Origin of the sequence: Streptomyces luteoverticillatus, assembly GCF_003970715.1 — a bacterium.
In the GTDB taxonomy this organism is placed as follows: Bacteria; Actinomycetota; Actinomycetes; order Streptomycetales; family Streptomycetaceae; genus Streptomyces; species Streptomyces abikoensis.
On record NZ_CP034587.1, the window covers coordinates 1,896,391 to 1,911,410 of the forward strand.

15 protein-coding genes are annotated in these 15,020 nt (G+C 71.5%); 9 read left to right on the plus strand and 6 right to left on the minus strand.

Annotated features, from left to right (window positions below; all coding sequences use genetic code 11):
* Nucleotides 1-126: 126 nt before the first annotated feature.
* From EKH77_RS07975 to EKH77_RS07985, 3 genes are all read left to right on the plus strand, one after another.
* The gene (locus EKH77_RS07975) at nt 127-1,464 is read left to right on the plus strand and encodes a DUF2252 domain-containing protein (protein ID WP_126913713.1); all 1,338 of its coding nucleotides are present in this window, start codon (nt 127-129) and stop codon (nt 1,462-1,464) included.
* Nucleotides 1,465-1,501: 37 nt separating this feature from the next.
* Nucleotides 1,502-2,143: a hypothetical protein gene (locus EKH77_RS07980; protein ID WP_126917948.1), complete on the plus strand. Its 642-nt coding sequence runs from the start codon at nt 1,502-1,504 to the stop codon at nt 2,141-2,143.
* 87 nt (nt 2,144-2,230) lie between these two features.
* Nucleotides 2,231-3,061 (plus strand): thioredoxin domain-containing protein, encoded by an 831-nt coding sequence (locus EKH77_RS07985; protein ID WP_126913714.1) that lies wholly within the window; start codon nt 2,231-2,233, stop codon nt 3,059-3,061.
* A gap of 34 nt (nt 3,062-3,095) precedes the next feature.
* On the opposite strand, the gene EKH77_RS07990 is transcribed toward EKH77_RS07985, so the two are convergent.
* Nucleotides 3,096-4,316: an RNA-guided endonuclease InsQ/TnpB family protein gene (locus EKH77_RS07990; RefSeq protein WP_126913715.1), complete on the minus strand. Its 1,221-nt coding sequence runs from the start codon at nt 4,314-4,316 to the stop codon at nt 3,096-3,098.
* A 261-nt stretch (nt 4,317-4,577) separates the two neighbouring features.
* Between EKH77_RS07990 and EKH77_RS07995 the strand changes: the two genes are divergently transcribed.
* From EKH77_RS07995 to EKH77_RS08005, 3 genes are all read left to right on the plus strand, one after another.
* The gene (locus EKH77_RS07995; RefSeq protein WP_126913716.1) at nt 4,578-5,231 is read left to right on the plus strand and encodes a hypothetical protein; all 654 of its coding nucleotides are present in this window, start codon (nt 4,578-4,580) and stop codon (nt 5,229-5,231) included.
* Nucleotides 5,232-5,279: 48 nt separating this feature from the next.
* Nucleotides 5,280-6,131 (plus strand): thioredoxin domain-containing protein, encoded by an 852-nt coding sequence (locus EKH77_RS08000; RefSeq protein ID WP_126913717.1) that lies wholly within the window; start codon nt 5,280-5,282, stop codon nt 6,129-6,131.
* Nucleotides 6,132-6,255: 124 nt separating this feature from the next.
* Nucleotides 6,256-7,908, plus strand: a complete 1,653-nt coding sequence (locus EKH77_RS08005; RefSeq protein ID WP_126913718.1) for an alkaline phosphatase D family protein — start codon at nt 6,256-6,258, stop codon at nt 7,906-7,908.
* Between the two features lie 56 nt (nt 7,909-7,964).
* Here EKH77_RS08005 and EKH77_RS08010 read toward each other — a convergent pair whose 3' ends face one another.
* Nucleotides 7,965-9,167 (minus strand): helix-turn-helix transcriptional regulator, encoded by a 1,203-nt coding sequence (locus tag EKH77_RS08010; protein WP_126913719.1) that lies wholly within the window; start codon nt 9,165-9,167, stop codon nt 7,965-7,967.
* Nucleotides 9,168-9,513: 346 nt separating this feature from the next.
* Between EKH77_RS08010 and EKH77_RS34315 the strand changes: the two genes are divergently transcribed.
* Complete coding sequence (locus EKH77_RS34315) at nt 9,514-9,645, plus strand: hypothetical protein (protein WP_276319218.1); 132 nt, start codon at nt 9,514-9,516, stop codon at nt 9,643-9,645.
* Nucleotides 9,646-9,649: 4 nt separating this feature from the next.
* Nucleotides 9,650-9,838: a hypothetical protein gene (locus EKH77_RS08015; RefSeq protein WP_126913720.1), complete on the plus strand. Its 189-nt coding sequence runs from the start codon at nt 9,650-9,652 to the stop codon at nt 9,836-9,838.
* A 49-nt stretch (nt 9,839-9,887) separates the two neighbouring features.
* On the opposite strand, the gene EKH77_RS08020 is transcribed toward EKH77_RS08015, so the two are convergent.
* On the minus strand, nt 9,888-10,475 hold the full coding sequence (locus EKH77_RS08020) for a dienelactone hydrolase family protein (RefSeq protein WP_126913721.1): 588 nt from the start codon (nt 10,473-10,475) through the stop codon (nt 9,888-9,890).
* A gap of 81 nt (nt 10,476-10,556) precedes the next feature.
* On the opposite strand from EKH77_RS08020, the gene EKH77_RS08025 reads away from it, so the two are divergent.
* Nucleotides 10,557-11,660: a mechanosensitive ion channel family protein gene (locus tag EKH77_RS08025; RefSeq protein ID WP_126913722.1), complete on the plus strand. Its 1,104-nt coding sequence runs from the start codon at nt 10,557-10,559 to the stop codon at nt 11,658-11,660.
* A 34-nt stretch (nt 11,661-11,694) separates the two neighbouring features.
* Here EKH77_RS08025 and EKH77_RS08030 read toward each other — a convergent pair whose 3' ends face one another.
* From EKH77_RS08030 to lspA, 3 genes are all read right to left on the minus strand, one after another.
* Complete coding sequence (locus EKH77_RS08030; RefSeq protein ID WP_126913723.1) at nt 11,695-13,287, minus strand: Na+/H+ antiporter; 1,593 nt, start codon at nt 13,285-13,287, stop codon at nt 11,695-11,697.
* A 107-nt stretch (nt 13,288-13,394) separates the two neighbouring features.
* Nucleotides 13,395-14,336: an RluA family pseudouridine synthase gene (locus EKH77_RS08035; protein ID WP_126913724.1), complete on the minus strand. Its 942-nt coding sequence runs from the start codon at nt 14,334-14,336 to the stop codon at nt 13,395-13,397.
* Nucleotides 14,337-14,404: 68 nt separating this feature from the next.
* Nucleotides 14,405-14,971, minus strand: coding sequence for a signal peptidase II (lspA, locus tag EKH77_RS08040; RefSeq protein WP_126913725.1), 567 nt, complete (start codon nt 14,969-14,971; stop codon nt 14,405-14,407).
* Between the last annotated feature and the right edge of the window lie 49 nt (nt 14,972-15,020).

Sequence of the window (15,020 nt, forward strand, 5' to 3'; positions counted from 1 at the left end):
TCGGCGGGGACAACCTCGAAGGTTACCGGCCCCCACCGACAGCCGGGGGCACGCGCCGGTACCCTCACGCGTTGAGCACCACAGCACTGACGTTCGTTCCATGCCCCACCCCAGGAGGACCCCGCGATGGCGACCGAGCACGAGCGGGCCGCACTGCGCGGCGAGGAGATCCTCGCCGTCTTCGACACCGCCTTCGGTGAGCTGCTGGCGGCCGACCCGGCGGCCTTCCGCGTGAAGTTCCGGAAGATGGCCGCCTCCGCGTTCGCCTTCTACCGGGGCACCGCCTGCCTCTTCTACTCCGACCTGGCCCACGAGCGCGACGCCGGCCCCTACCTGGACGAGCGCACCGGCCGCGTGTGGATCCACGGCGACCTCCACGCCGAGAACTTCGGCACGTACATGGACGCCAACGGCCGCCTCGTCTTCAACGTCAACGACTTCGACGAGGCCTACGTCGGCCCCTTCACCTGGGACCTCAAGCGCTTCGCCGCCTCCGTGGCGCTGCTGGGCCACGCCAAGGCGCTCAGCGACGAGAAGATCTCCGAGCTGGTGCGGATCTACGCGGCCGCCTACCGCGAGCGGATCCACGCCCTGGCCACCGGCGCCAAGGATGACGAGATCCCGCCCTTCACCCTGGACACCGCCGACGGCCCGCTGCTCGGCGCCCTGCGCGAGGCCCGCTCGCTGACCCGCTTCGGGCTGCTGGCCACGATGACGGAGGTCCGGGACTTCGACCGGCGCTTCCTGCCCGGCGGCGGCACCGTCGAGCTGGACGCCGCCACCCGCTACAAGATCCTCGCGGCCTTCGACGGCTACCTGGAGACCCTCCCCGACACCAGCCTGGCCCGCCCGGACTCCTACCGCGTCAAGGACGTCGTGGGCCGCCGGGGCATCGGCATCGGCAGCGCCGGCCTGCCCTCGTACAACATCCTCCTGGAGGGCAACAGCGACGCCCTGGAGAACGACGTCGTCATCTACATGAAGCAGGCGCAGACCCCGGCGGTCTCCCGGCACATCACCGACCCCGCGGTGCGCCAGTACTTCCACCACGAGGGCCACCGCACGGTGATCTCGCAGCGGGCGCTCCAGGCGCACGCCGACCCGTGGCTGGGCTGGACGGAGCTCCAGGAGGGCGGCCGCAGCCACGGGCAGCTCGTCGCCGAGGTCTCGCCCTACGCCGTGGACCTGGACTGGTCGGACATCGACGACCCGGTGGAGATCGCCGCCGTCGTCGCCGACCTGGGCCGGGCCACCGCAGCCATGCACGCGGCCGCCGACGACCAGAGCGGTCACTCGCTGGTGCCGTTCTCCACGGAGCGTGCCATCGACGCCGTGATCGCCGCCGACGAGGAGGGCTTCGCGGAGCTCCTCGTGGACTTCGCCCACACCTATGGCGCCCGGGCCCGCGCGGACCACCAGATCTTCGTGGATCTGTTCCGCAACGGCCGCATTCCGGGGCTTTAGCCGAGGTTTATCGCGCGGCATGACAGACTCGGCCCTCATGGACATATCAGCGGCACGGTGGCGGGCACTGCGCGCGGCGCTCTTCGCGGCGCTGTGCGTACTGCTGTCCGCGGCCTCGCATGTCCTGCTGTCCGGAAAGCCACTGCCGCTCGCGACCGTCGCCGGGGCCGGCGCCGCCGTCTTCGCGCTCGCCTACGCCCTCGCGGGCCGCGAGCGCGGCTACGGGCGCATCGCCGCCCTCCTCGTCCCGCTGGAGCTGGGCGCCGCGGCGCTCTTCACCGCCGGGCAGGACACCTGCTACGGCCGTCCCGGCCACCCCGCCCCCGCCGGGGCGCTGACCTGGCTGTGCAACGGCGGCATGGGCGGGCCGCTGGCCCGCTGGGCCGCCCCCGGCACCGCCCCCTGGCTGCTGCTCGCCGGCCACGTCGTCGTGGGCCTGCTGGCCGCCGCCTGGCTGCGGCGCGGCGAGGCCGCGCTCGCCGGGCTGCTGCGCGCGACGGCGGCCGTCGCCTTCCGCCCGCTGCGGCTCGCCGCCGCGGTGCTGGACGCGCGCGTCGGCTCCGGGCCCGCGCCGGCCGTGCGGTCCGGTCACGAGACCCCCGCCCGGCACACCTCTCCCCTCCTGGTGCACTCCGTCGTACGACGCGGCCCGCCGGCCGCACTGCCCTCGCCCTGCTGACCGCCGGGCCGTCCACCCGGGACGGACCCGCGCGGCCCGGGCGGCACGCGACCGACAGCCACGACACGTACCACGGAGAAGACCACCATGAGCAAGCGCAACAACTGGGAGAACAAGCAGTCCGCCCGCGAGCGGCTGCGCGCCGAGCGCGAGAAGCAGGCGAAGCGCGACAAGACGCGCCGCCAGCTCCTCGTCGGCGGCGCGATCGTCGGCGTCCTGGCGATAGCCGCCGGCGTCGGCGTCGCGGTGACGCAGATGGGCAAGAAGAGCGACTCCGCCTGGACCGCCGCCGCGAAGAAGACCCTCGTCAAGCCCGCCAACACCGGCGGCGACAAGGGCACCGAGATCGTCGTCGGCAAGAAGGACGCCAAGCACACCCTGGAGGTCTACCAGGACATGCGCTGCCCGATCTGCTCCGTCTTCGAGCAGAACGTCGGGGACACCATCGACAAGGACGTCAAGGACGGCAAGTACAAGGTGTCGTACCACATCGGCACCTTCCTCGACCGCAACCCGCAGATCCGCGGCGACGGCTCGAAGAACGCGCTCAGCGCCCTCGGCGCCGCGCTGAACGTGAGCACCGACGCCTTCAGCGCCTACAACAAGGCCCTCTACTCCAAGGCCAACCACCCCGAGGAGACCAAGGACGACTTCGCCAAGGACGACGTCCTGCTGAAGGTCGCCCAGCAGGTCCCCGCGCTCAAGGGCAACGCCGCCTTCGAGAAGGACGTCAAGGAGGGCACCTACGACAAGTGGGCCCTGGAGATGTCCGACTCCTTCGACAGCCACAAGGACGTCACCGGCACGCCCACGATCAAGCTCGACGGCAAGAAGCTGAGCGTGAAGTCCGCCTACGGCGAGGGCGCCCCGAACACGGCCGACAAGTTCAGCGAGCTGGTCGCCGCGCAGCTGAATTGAGTCCTCCCCTCCCTGTAGGGAGGGGATTCCTGGCTCAGGCCGCCTCCTGGAGCAGCGCTCCAGGAGGTCTTCCACCATCAGCACCAGCCGGGTTGAGACCAGCCCGGACGAGCATTACGCGTGCGGAATTCTTGTCCCGTGGTGTCACGGTTCCGCATGTGGTGCAGGTGTAGGTGCGCTCTCCCAGCGGCAGTGCGTGCTTGGCTCTCGCATCGCAGTGCGCGCAGTCCATCGTGGTATGCGCGGGATGTACCAGGCGGATGTCCCGCCCGTGCTTGCGGCCCATCTCGATCAGAGCGGCCTTGGTGGCACCGATGGCGGCGTCGGCGGCCTTGCGGGCCATGGTGCTCCTGGCCAGGAACCTCGGACGGAAGTCCTCGACCGCGATGACGTCGTGGTCGCAGACAACCTTCCTGGCCCACTTACGGCCGGTGTCCTCACGCTGCCTCGCGACCTTCTTGTGCGCCTTCGCCCGCAGTTTCTTCGCCTCGCGGTAGCCCTTCGATCCGAGCCGGCCCTTCTTCGGCTTGCGACGGGCCATCATCCGGTCATACCGGCCCAGCTTCGCCCGGGACTTCCGGCCATGCTCAGCGTGCGGCAGGTCGTACGCGTCGGACGTGGTGGTCGCGGTCTCTTTCACGCCCCAGTCGACGCCGAGTACGCGGCCGGTCTCCGGCAGTGGCTGGATGTGGGCGGGGACGACGAATGAGCAGTACCAGTGCCCGATGCTGTCCTGGTACACGCGCACCGAGGACGGCTCGGCCGACAGTTCCCGCGACCACACCACCGTGACGACAATGCCCCCGGCCAGATGCAGCCTGCCACCCTTCAGCCGGAACCCGCACCGGGTGTAGTTGAGGGTCGGCAGCGCCTCGTGCTTGGTCTTCCACTTCGGCATCCCTGCCCGGCGCGCCACGGGCACGCGCTCCGCGATGTCCTTCTGCGCCTTGGCGCGGGAGCGGCCGAAGTCGCGGATGACCTGCTGCTGGGGAACCGACGAGCCCTCACGTAACCACGGCGTACGGGCACGGGCCTCGGTCAGCATCTTGCAGAGTTGAGCCGGGCCGCACGTGGCCTTCCGACCGGTGGCCTTGTTGTGCAGGTGTACGGCGGCGGACTTGGCGACACATTCATTCCACACCCACCGGCACCGGTCCCACTCCGCCGCCAGGGCGGCGGAGGCGGCGGACGACAAGCGGAGCCGGTAGGTGTAGCGCGCATGCCCGGCCTCTACAGCCGCCTTCACTTGCGCCATCTCGCCCCCACGATCTCCAGCCGAGAGCCATGGCCTCCCAACCCTTCGACGGACCATACTCACGACCGCCGCACACATGTACCCAGATCCCACAGCCGCCACCTCAACAAGCGACCGCCAGTACACGTGTTCGCATCATCCCGATGGCGCCTGACAGCGGGACGGGCACTCCACACCCCCGAGGGGCGGGCCCGGCCCGCCCCTCGGCGATGCCGAATCTTGACCAGACAGGCCGGTGGCGGCCGTGGCACACTCGCCCTCATGGAGGGGACGGGCGTTCGGCTCAGGGCGATGCGCGCCGGGCTGTTCACCGCGCTCTGCCTCACGTTGTCCGCGGCGGCCCATGTGCTGCTCTCGCACGTCCCGTTGCCGCTGTCCACGGTCGCCGTGCTGGCGGCCGTCTTCTTCGCCGTCGCCTACGCGCTGGCCGGCCGCGAGCGCGGCTTCTGGCCGATAGCCGCCCTGCTGGTCCCGCTGGAACTGGCCGCCGACACCGTCTTCACCACCGGCCAGCACGCCTGTTACGGCCAGGCCGGCGGCCCGGTCGCGGGCCCCCTCCACTCGATGGGCGTCGACCTGGTCTGCCGGGGCGGCCAGTTCGGCTCACCGCTGGCCGGTGGACCGGCCGCCACGGATTCCGCGACGCCCTGGCTGCTGCTCGCCGCGCACGTCACGGTCGGGCTGATCGCGGCCGCCTGGCTGCGGCGCGGCGAGGTGGCCGTGGCCCGGCTGCTGCGCGCGCTGGCCACGCTCGCCTTCCACCCGCTCCTGCCGGCCACCGCGCTCCGGTCGTACGGCCCTGCCGGTACGGCGCCCGTCCGGCCCGTCCGCGACACCCTGGCCGCCCGGACGCTCCCCCTGCTCGTCCACTCCGTCGTACGGCGGGGACCGCCGCCGCTCATGGCATCCGCCTGAGCGCAGCACGACAACCGGTCCCGCTTTCTTCCCATACGGAGCTGAGTCATGAGCAACACCCCCCAGAACAAGGCCGCCGCCCGCGAACGTCTGCGCGCCGAGCGCGAGAAGCAGGCGAAGCGCGACAAGACCCGCCGTCAGCTCCTCATCGGCGGCGCCGTCGTCGCCGTCCTCGCGGCGGCGGGCGGCATCGGCGTGGTCGTCACCAAGGCCACCGACGGCGGCAAGAACACCAAGGTCAGCAGCGAGGACTGGGAGACCGCCGCCAAGGACCGGGGGTTCAGGCAGCCCGCCAACACCACCGGCGACAAGGGCACGGTGGTCGTCATCGGCAAGCAGGACGCGAAGAACACCCTTGAGGTCTTCGAGGACATGCGCTGCCCGGTCTGCTCCGGCTTCGAGCAGGCCGTCGGCGAGACCATCCAGAAGGACATCAAGGACGGCAAGTACAAGGCCCAGTTCGAGGTGGGCACCTTCCTCGACCGCAACCCGATGATCAAGGGTTCGGGCTCGAAGAACGCCCTGAGCGCGCTGGGCGCGGCGCTCAATGTGAGCCCGGAGGCGTTCCTGGACTACAAGAAGGCGCTCTACTCGGCCAAGAACCACCCCGACGAGCGGGACGACGCCTTCTCCGACGACGGCAAGCTGATCTCCGTCGCCCAGGAGGTGCCCGCGCTCAAGGGCAACGCCGCCTTCGAGAAGAACGTCAAGGACGGCACCTTCGACAAGTGGGCGCTGGAGGTGTCCGCCGCCTTCGACAAGCAGGTCGGCCCGAACAAGCCCATCCAGGGCACCCCCGGCCTGAAGCTCAACGGCAAGGTGCTGGGCGACCAGCGCGGCCAGGCCCCGCAGGACCCGAAGACGTTCACGTCGCTGGTCGACGCGTCGCTCGCGAAGTAGGGGGGTAGAGGGACAGGGAGCTACCGGCGGTAGGCGACGGGCGGACGAACACTCGGTGATCGTCCGCCGAAGCCCTTGTCACAGGACTTACCGCTGGTTCTACCGGGCAGTAAAGTGACGGCCCGTGACATCCCACCACATATCCCGCCGCACCGCCGTCACGGCCGTCGCCGCCACCACGACCGCCGCCCTGCTCCCGCTGGCCGCGGCCCCGGCGGCCCTCGCCGACTCGGACCCGCCGGGACCGCCCCGCCCGGCCTTCCTCCACGGCGTCGCCTCCGGCGACCCGCTGCCCGACGGCATCCTGCTCTGGACCCGCGTCACGCCGACGCCCGATGCCGTGCCGGGCTCCGGGCGCGGCCCGGCCGTGGACGTCGCCTGGCAGGTCGCCGAGGACGCCGGCTTCACCCGGGTCGTCGCCCGGGGCGCCGTCACCGCGACCGCCGCCCACGACCACACCGTCAAGGCGGACGTCCGCGGACTGCGCCCGGCCACCGGCTACTTCTACCGGTTCACCGCCGGGGACGCCGTCTCCCCCACCGCCCGCACCCGCACCGCCCCCGCCCACGACGCGGCCACGGCCGGGCTGCGCTTCGGCGTGGTGTCCTGCTCCAACTGGGAATCCGGCCACTTCTCCGCGTACCGCCATCTCGCCGGCCGCAAGGACCTGGACGCGGTCTTCCACCTCGGCGACTACATCTACGAGTACGGCACCGGCGAATACCCCACGCCCAAGTACGTGGTCCGCCCCCACGCCCCCACCCACGAGATCATCACCCTGGCCGACTACCGCACCCGCCACGGCCAGTACAAGACCGACCCCGACCTCCAGGCCGTCCACCACGCCCACCCGACGGTGGCCATCTGGGACGACCACGAGTTCGCCAACGACGCCTGGTCCGGCGGCGCCGAGAACCACACGCCGGGCGCGGAGGGCGCCTGGACCGACCGCGTCGCGGCGGCCAAGCAGGCGTACTTCGAGTGGATGCCCGTACGCCCCTCCGTCGAGGGCACCACCTACCGCCGGCTGCGCTTCGGCAAGCTCGCCGACCTCCACCTGCTGGACCTGAGATCCTTCCGCTCCCAGCAGGTCAAGCCCGGCAGCGGCAAGGTCGACGAACCCGGCCGCACCATCACCGGCCGCGCCCAGCTCGACTGGCTCAAGGAGGGCCTGGCGAGCTCCGACACCACATGGCGCCTCGTCGGCAACCCCGTCATGATCTCCCCGGTCGCCTTCGGCGCCCTCCCCTCCCACCTCCTGGAGCCCATCGCCAAACTCCTGGGCCTCCCGGCGGGCGGCATCGCCGTCAACACCGACCAGTGGGACGGCTACACCGGGGACCGCCGCGAACTGATCGACCACCTGGAGCGGCGCTCCATCCGCAACACGGTCTTCCTGACCGGCGACATCCACATGGCCTGGGCCAACGACGTCCCCAAGCAGGCCGCGACTTATCCCCTGTCGTCGTCCGTCGCCACGGAGTTCGTCGTGACGTCGGTGTCCTCCGACAACCTCGACGACCTCCTCCACGTGGCCCCGCACACGCTGTCCGTGCCGGCGGCGGCCGCCATCAAGACGTCCAACCGCCACGTGAAGTGGCTCGACATGGACGGCCACGGCTACGGCGTCCTCGACGTCACGGCCGACCGCGCGCAGATGGACTACTACGTCCTGTCGGACAAGACGGACCCGAAGGCGACGACGTCGTGGGCCCGGTCCTATGCGACGCGCTCGGGATCGCAGCGGATCGAGCGGGTGGACGCGCCGGTGCGGTGAGGTTTTTCGGGGCGCCGCTCCCCCGGGGCAGTCCACGTCCGGGGGCGGCGCCCCGGTCAGGCCACGCCACCGAGCACGGACCTGACCTCCGGCACGTCGCGGAACTCGGCAAGACGGTCCAGCACGACCCGCACCCTCCGCGTCGTCCGGTCGCTGGCGATGCCGGCGGACAGAGAGACCACGCGCTCCGCGACGGCTGCCGCTTCCTCGGGTTCGTTCGCGTCCATCAGGGCGACGGCCAGCCACGACAGATAGAGAGCCAGTTCCCGCGTATGCGTCGCGTCGTACCGGCCGAGCACGTCACGGAGCAGCGGGACGGCCCGGAGAGGGCGGCGCAGTTCCGTGTAGGCACGGGCCTCCATGACCAGGAGCTCGCCAGTGTCCACCCAGTAGAGGTAACCGGGTGATTCGGCTCCGGCAGTGTCCTGGGCCAGTGCCTCGCCGGCCCGACCGAGGGCCCTCATGGCCGCCTGGGCGTGCCCCATCCTGGTCTCCGCCCATGCGACGCGGTCCAGGTACAGGGCCCGTGCCTTCGGCGGAGCGTCGGGCCCTGCCTCGTCCAGGGCGGCGCGGGCCAGGCTCAGTCCTTCGGCCTCCCGCCCGGTATTGCTGAGCTGGTAGGCGAGTGAACCGGCGAGGTTCCCGGTCAGAGTCAAGTCGCCTGCCTGCCGGGCGGCGCTGATACCGAGGCGATAGACCGTCTCCGCTTCGCCGTACTGTCCGGCGTCACTGGCGATCCATCCGGCGATCTGGGCCAACTCGCCGATCTGGGAAAGCAGCTCGGCGCCCACCTCTTCGCTGTGGCTGGTCTCGCGGTACAGCTTGACGGCGGAACGCAGTTCCCGCAGCGCGGGCCGGACGAGATCACCACCCGCGATCACATCGTCGGCCAGCCTCAGCCCGTGCACCCGCTGCCGGAGATCGGCCACAGCGCCGGAACCGATACGGCGCCCGCCGCGTGCGGTCAGGGGTGCCAGTGGATCTCCGGCGGGCAGGTAGTCGGCCAGGGGCGGTGCGGGCAGTTCGAGAGCCGGTGGAGGCCCGGTGACCGCCTCCACCGTGACCTTCAGGGCAGCCGCGAGGAACGGCAGCCACTCACGCGGTGTGCGTTTCCCCGTCTCGTACCGGCTGATCTCCTGACGCCCGATCGGGTCTCCGGCGATCCCGGCGGCACTGCACGTCTCACGGGCCAAGCGCGCCTGACTCCACCCGCGCTGTTCGCGCAGGCGCCGGATGTTGGCCCCGATGTTCCCTCCCACAGCCCCAGTCTGGCCGACAACTGGCCTACACGGGGCCGCTAGTCGGAGATCAAGGGCGGGCGAATGCTGAGGTCCTCAGCAGAAGCGACGGAAGGCGATGCCTTGATGATCCCCCTGCCCATCAGCATGCCGGTCACCTACAGAGCTCCGGTCATCTCCCTGCCGCACACGTCGGCCGTCGGGACCCTCGGTCACGTGACCTGCGAGATCTGCGTGGACCTGATCACGAGCGGGGGGCCGGCGAAGGACGCCGCCCTCGCGGAACACAGCAGGACGCACCACTCGGAGCCGTGCGGACATGAGGTCCGCGCTGACACAACCCTGACAGTCCGGAAGGAGCACGAACGTGGGTAAGCAGGACGACGACTGGGACCCGGACGAGAACCGGGAACAGGTCACCGACCCCGACACGCAGGTCTCGCAGAACGGTAGCGTCTACAGCAGCATGGCCGACGACGAGGAGCGCGAAGGGAAGTAGCGCGATGGTCCACGGCGAGAACCTGGCGAAAGACCTGCGGCGCGACCACGGCTTCGTCCACGTCGGGCGCACCAAGGACGGCAAGGCCGTCGTCATGCGCAAAGGCCGCCGCTGGACCGTCGTCCCCCTGCGATGGCTCACCGAGGACGCCGTGGACACCATCAAGGCCCAGGCCGGGATCGGCCTCGTCTGAGCCGTACCGCGAACGGCCCCCACCCACGGCGGGGGCCATTCGCGGGCGACTACGCCGCGACCTCCTCCAGGAACGCCAGGGCGACCGCCCACGTCCGCTCCGCCGCCTCCGCGTCGTAGTCGTCCAGCTCCGGGTCCGTGAAGAGGTGGCCGGCGCCGGCGTAGCGGTGGACCTCCACGTCCGCGCCCGCGCGGCCCATGCGCAGGTACCACGCGTTCAGCCAGTCGTGCGGCTCGAACGGATCCGGGTCCGCGACGTGGAGCTGGACCGGCAGGTCGTTCACGGAGGCGTCCTCCGGGAGGTCCGACGTGCCGTGGAGGAGCAGCAGGCCGCGGGCCTTCTCGTCGGCCATGGCCAGGTTCTGGGCGATGGAGCCGCCGAGCGAGAAACCCGCGTAGACCAGGCCGCGGTCCGACAACGGCGCCACCGCCGTCACCGCGCGCCGCAGGAGTTCCTCGCGGCCGATCTCGTCCTTGATGGCCATGCCGTCCTCGACGGTCTCCGCCGTGCGCCCCTCGTACAGGTCGGGCACGTGCACCTCGTGCCCGGCGGCCCGCAGACGGTCGGCGGCGGCGTGGACGGCCGGCCGCAGGCCGTATGCGGAATGGAATAGAACAATCGTGGTAGGGGACGTCACTGGAGGTCACTTCCTTACGGCATGAAACACGTGCCCCCATCGTGCCAGCCAGTTACGTTCGAAGGAGCGGAGGTGCTGCCCATGGAGCACATACTGCGTCCCCTCGCGGTTCTCGGCGGGGCCGTCCTGATCACCTTCATCGCGGGGTGGGCGGCCGACCAGGCCGTGCGCCGCGTGGGGGCGCTGCATCCCGAGACGCCGTTGTGGGGGCTGCTGGAGCGGTGCCGGATGCCGGTGCGGCTGGTGCTGTGCACCGCGCTGCTGCGCGCCGGCTATCCCTCGGCGGAGTTGCCGAAGGGGTCCCGGGGCGCGGTCGGACAGGCACTGACGCTGATCTTGATCGCGGCGTGCGCCTGGCTGGCGGTGCGGGTGGCGACGGCCGTCGTGGAGTCCGGCTACGCGCGCTACGCCGCGGGCGCGCAGGACCCCGCCCGGGTGCGCCGGGTGCGGACGCAGGTGACGCTGATCCAGCGGGTCGTCACGGCGGCCGTGTCCGTCGTGGCGGTGGCGTCGATGCTGCTGACGTTCCCCGCGATGCGGGCGGCGGGGGCGTCCCTGCTGGCCTCGGCCGGCGTGATCGGCATCGTCGCGGGCGTAGCCGCCCAGTCGACGCTGGGCAATATCTTCGCCGGGCTCCAGATCGCCTTCGGCGACATGGTGCGCATCGGGGACGCGGTCGTGGTCGACGGGCAGTGGGGCACCGTCGAGGAGATCACCCTCACCTATCTGGTGGTGACCACCTGGGACGAGCGGCGTATCACCATGCCGGTGTCGTACTTCACCAGCAGGCCGTTCGAGAACTGGTCGCGGAGCAATCCCCGGATGACCGGCACCGTCTTCCTCCATCTGGACCACACGGCCCCCATCGACCTGATCCGCGAGCGGCTGCACGAGGTGCTCAAGGAGTGCCCGGAGTGGGACGGGCGCGGCTGGAGCCTGGTCGTCACCGACACCACGCCCTCCACCATCCAGGTGCGGGCGCTGGTCACGGCCAAGGACCCCGACGACATCTGGACGCTGCGCTGCGTGGTCCGCGAGGCCCTGGTCGCCTGGCTGCGCCGGGAGCACCCGTACGCGCTGCCGCGGATCAACACCGCTCCCGCGCCGGGGCTGGAGGAGGCGCCGGATCGTCGGCAGGCCCCGCCCACCTCGGGGGACATCGGGCCGGGGCCGGGGACGACGTAGCCGGGGCCGGGGACGACGTAGAAGACCGGCGGGCTCACGCCCCGCGCAGGCTGCGCATGTCGAGCTGCCGCAGCACCCGGTCCACCACCTCCGGGTCCATCCACGGCTCGCTGCGCGCGTCGAGGACCGCGTGCCGGGCGGCCGAGAGCAGCTCGGCGTGGATGGTCTGGATGGTGCGCAGCCGCTGGACGCGCTGGGTGTGGGCCTCGCGCCGTTCGTCGTCGACCATCTCGGGGCTGATGCGGGCGCCGATGTCGTAGGCGCGCCGGTGGAGCATCTCGACCAGGTCCTCGGGGAGCTCCTCCTGACGTTCGATCTCCAGCAGCCGGTGCTTGGCGGCCTTGGCGGCGCGGATGGCCAGCTGGCGCTCCAGCTCGTGGGTCCAGTCGGAGTCGGCGCGCACGCCGAGCAGCCTGACGAGCCGGGGCAGGGTCAGGCCCTGGACGACGAGGGTGGAGATGATGACGGCGAAGGCGATGAAGAGGATCTCGCCGCGGGCGGGGAAGGGCGACTTGTCGTCCGTGGTCAGCGGGATGGCCAGGGCGAGCGCCACGGAGGCCACGCCCCGCATCCCGGACCACCACATGATGATGGTCTCCCGCCAGCTGGTGAGGATCTCCTCGTCGATGTCGCGGCCCTTGTGGAGCCGCTTGGCCAGCCAGGCGGCGGGCAGCAGCCACGCCAGGCGGACGCCCACCACGACGGCGATGACGACGCCGCCGATGCCGAGCATCTCGCCCCAGCGGCCGGACGCGGTGCTGAGGGCGTTGTGCAGTTCGAGGCCGACGAGGCCGAAGGCGACGCCGGTGACGAGGGTGTCGACGATCTCCCAGAAGGTGTGCCCGGCCAGCCGCCCCAGGACGTCGTCGGCGTCGCTCGCGAACTCGGCGAGGAACAGCGCGGTGGTCAGCACCGCGAGCACCCCGGAGCCCTTGAACTCCTCGGCGAGGACGTAGGAGACGAACGGCACCAGCAGGGTGAGCCCGATCTGGAGCGTGGGGTCGCCGAGGACGTCCATCAGCCGCTTGGCGATCCAGCCGAGGGCCAGGCCGACGCCCACGGCCACGACGGCGGAGAACACCAGCTCACCGGCCGCCCTCGGCAGCGAGAAGCTGCCGCTGACGGCGGCCGCGACGGCCACGTGGTAGAGCACGATGGCGGTGACGTCGTTGAAGAGCCCCTCGCCCTCCAGGATGGAGACGAGGCGGCGGGGCAGCCCCAGGGAGCCCGCGACGGCGGTGGCGGCCACGGGGTCGGGCGGGGCGACGAGCGCGCCCAGCGCCACGGCGGCGGCCAGCGAGATCCCGGGCACGATCGCGTTGGCGACGGCCGCGACGGCGGCGGTGGTGACGAAGACCAGCGCGACGGCGAGCAGGAAGATCGGCCGCCGGTTGGCGGCGAACTGCCGCCAGGAGGTGCGCTGGGCGGAGGCGTAGAGCAGGGGCGGCAGGACCAGCGGGAGGATGAACTCCGGCGCGATGTTCACGTTCGGCACGAACGGCAGCAGCGCCAGGACGATCCCGCCGAGCGTCATCAGCACCGGCGACGGCAGCCCGAGCCGGTCGCCCAGCGGCACGGTGACCAGCGCTCCCAGCAGCAGGACGAACAGCAGGGCGAGCTGGTCCACGGATTCCCTCCGGGCGGGTCGGTGCGGGTGTGACTGCCGGGGCCGTTACCCCAGCCTGCCTCACCCGCCCCGGGCCCGCCCTCCGGGCTGTTCCCTGATCCCGGCGGCTACGCGCTCTCGGCGCGCACCGTCTCCAGGGCGTACCGCAGATCCTCCGGGTACTCGCTCTCGAACTCGACCCAGCGGCCGTCCGAGGGGTGCTCGAAGCCGAGGCGCACGGCGTGCAGCCACTGGCGGGTGAGCTTCAGCCGCTTGGCGAGGGTGGGGTCGGCGCCGTAGGTCATGTCGCCGACGCAGGGGTGCCGGTGGGCGGACATGTGGACGCGGATCTGGTGGGTGCGGCCCGTCTCCAGCTTGATGTCGAGCAGGCTGGCGGCCCGGAACGCCTCGATGAGGTCGTAGTGGGTCACGGACGCCTTGCCGTCGGCGATGACGGCCCACTTGTAGTCGTGGTTGGGGTGGCGGCCGATGGGGGCGTCGATGGTGCCGCTCATCGGGTCCGGGTGGCCCTGGACCAGCGCGTGGTAGCGCTTGTCGGTGATCCGCTCGCGGAACTGGTGCTTGAGGTGGGAGTAGGCGCGCTCGGACTTGGCGACGACCATCAGGCCCGAGGTGCCGACGTCCAGGCGGTGGACGATGCCCTGGCGCTCGGCGGCGCCCGAGGTGGAGATGCGGTAGCCCGCGGCGGCGAGGCCGCCGATCACGGTGGGGCCCGTCCAGCCGGGGCTGGGGTGCGCGGCCACGCCCACCGGCTTGACGATCACGACAATGTCGTCGTCGTCATGGATGATCTCCATGCCCTCGACGGGCTCGGCGACGATCCGCACCGGCGCGGGCGGCGCGGGCATCTCGACCTCGAGCCAGGCGCCGCCGGTCACCCGGTCGGACTTCCCGGCCGCGGCCCCGTCGAGCTGGACCTTGCCCGCGGCCGCGAGCTCGGCGGCCTTGGTGCGGGAGAAACCGAACATGCGGACGATCGCGGCGTCGACGCGCTCGCCCTCAAGGCCGTCGGGAACGGGGAGGGCGCGGATCTCGGGAATGGTGCTCACCCGTCGAGTATGACGGACGGACGCGGCAACCCCGCCCCGGGCCTCGGCCCGGGGCCCCCGGCCCGGGCTCAGTCCTCGTGGACGGTGCCGTCCGGGTCCAGGCCCCGGAAGGAGAGGATCACGATCAGGAAGCCGCCGCAGACGATCGCGGAGTCGGCGAGGTTGAAGACCGCGAAGTGGGCGGGCGCGATGAAGTCCACCACGCCGCCCTGGAAGCCGCCGGGCGAGCGGAACAGCCGGTCGGTGAGGTTGCCGAAGGCGCCGCCCAGCAGCAGGCCGAGCGCGATCGCCCACGGCATGCTGTGGAGCTTGCGGGCGATCCGGGCGATCGCCACGATCACGGCGGCGGCGATGACCGTGAAGACGATCGTCATCGCCTCGCCGATGCCGAAGGCCGCGCCCCGGTTGCGGATCACCTCGAACTGGAGCCAGCTGCCGAACACCCGGATGGGGTCGTGGTGCTCCAGCTGGGCGACCACGAGGAGCTTGCTGCCCAGGTCGAGGAGGTACGCGAAGGCGGCCACGGCCAGCAGCGTCCCGATGCGCCGCGGGCCCTTGGGCGCGCTCCCTTCACCGGCCGTCGCCGTCGCCCCGGTGGGCTCGGTGGGCCGTCCGGCCTGTTCCGCCTCAGTCACGTGAGTCCCTGGATGTCGTCCCTGCTGGCTGAGGACGAGGGTACGGCAC

Bases quoted from the DNA above. Each gene is read 5' to 3' on its own strand.
- EKH77_RS08015 (WP_126913720.1), top strand. From the start codon at position 9,650: ATGGTCCACGGCGAGAACCTGGCGAAAGACCTGCGGCGCGACCACGGC.
- EKH77_RS07985 (WP_126913714.1), top strand. From the start codon at position 2,231: ATGAGCAAGCGCAACAACTGGGAGAACAAGCAGTCCGCCCGCGAGCGG.
- EKH77_RS07995 (WP_126913716.1), top strand. From the start codon at position 4,578: ATGGAGGGGACGGGCGTTCGGCTCAGGGCGATGCGCGCCGGGCTGTTC.
- EKH77_RS07980 (WP_126917948.1), top strand. From the start codon at position 1,502: ATGGACATATCAGCGGCACGGTGGCGGGCACTGCGCGCGGCGCTCTTC.
- EKH77_RS07990 (WP_126913715.1), bottom strand. From the start codon at position 4,316: ATGGCGCAAGTGAAGGCGGCTGTAGAGGCCGGGCATGCGCGCTACACC.
- EKH77_RS08000 (WP_126913717.1), top strand. From the start codon at position 5,280: ATGAGCAACACCCCCCAGAACAAGGCCGCCGCCCGCGAACGTCTGCGC.
- EKH77_RS07975 (WP_126913713.1), top strand. From the start codon at position 127: ATGGCGACCGAGCACGAGCGGGCCGCACTGCGCGGCGAGGAGATCCTC.
- EKH77_RS08025 (WP_126913722.1), top strand. From the start codon at position 10,557: ATGGAGCACATACTGCGTCCCCTCGCGGTTCTCGGCGGGGCCGTCCTG.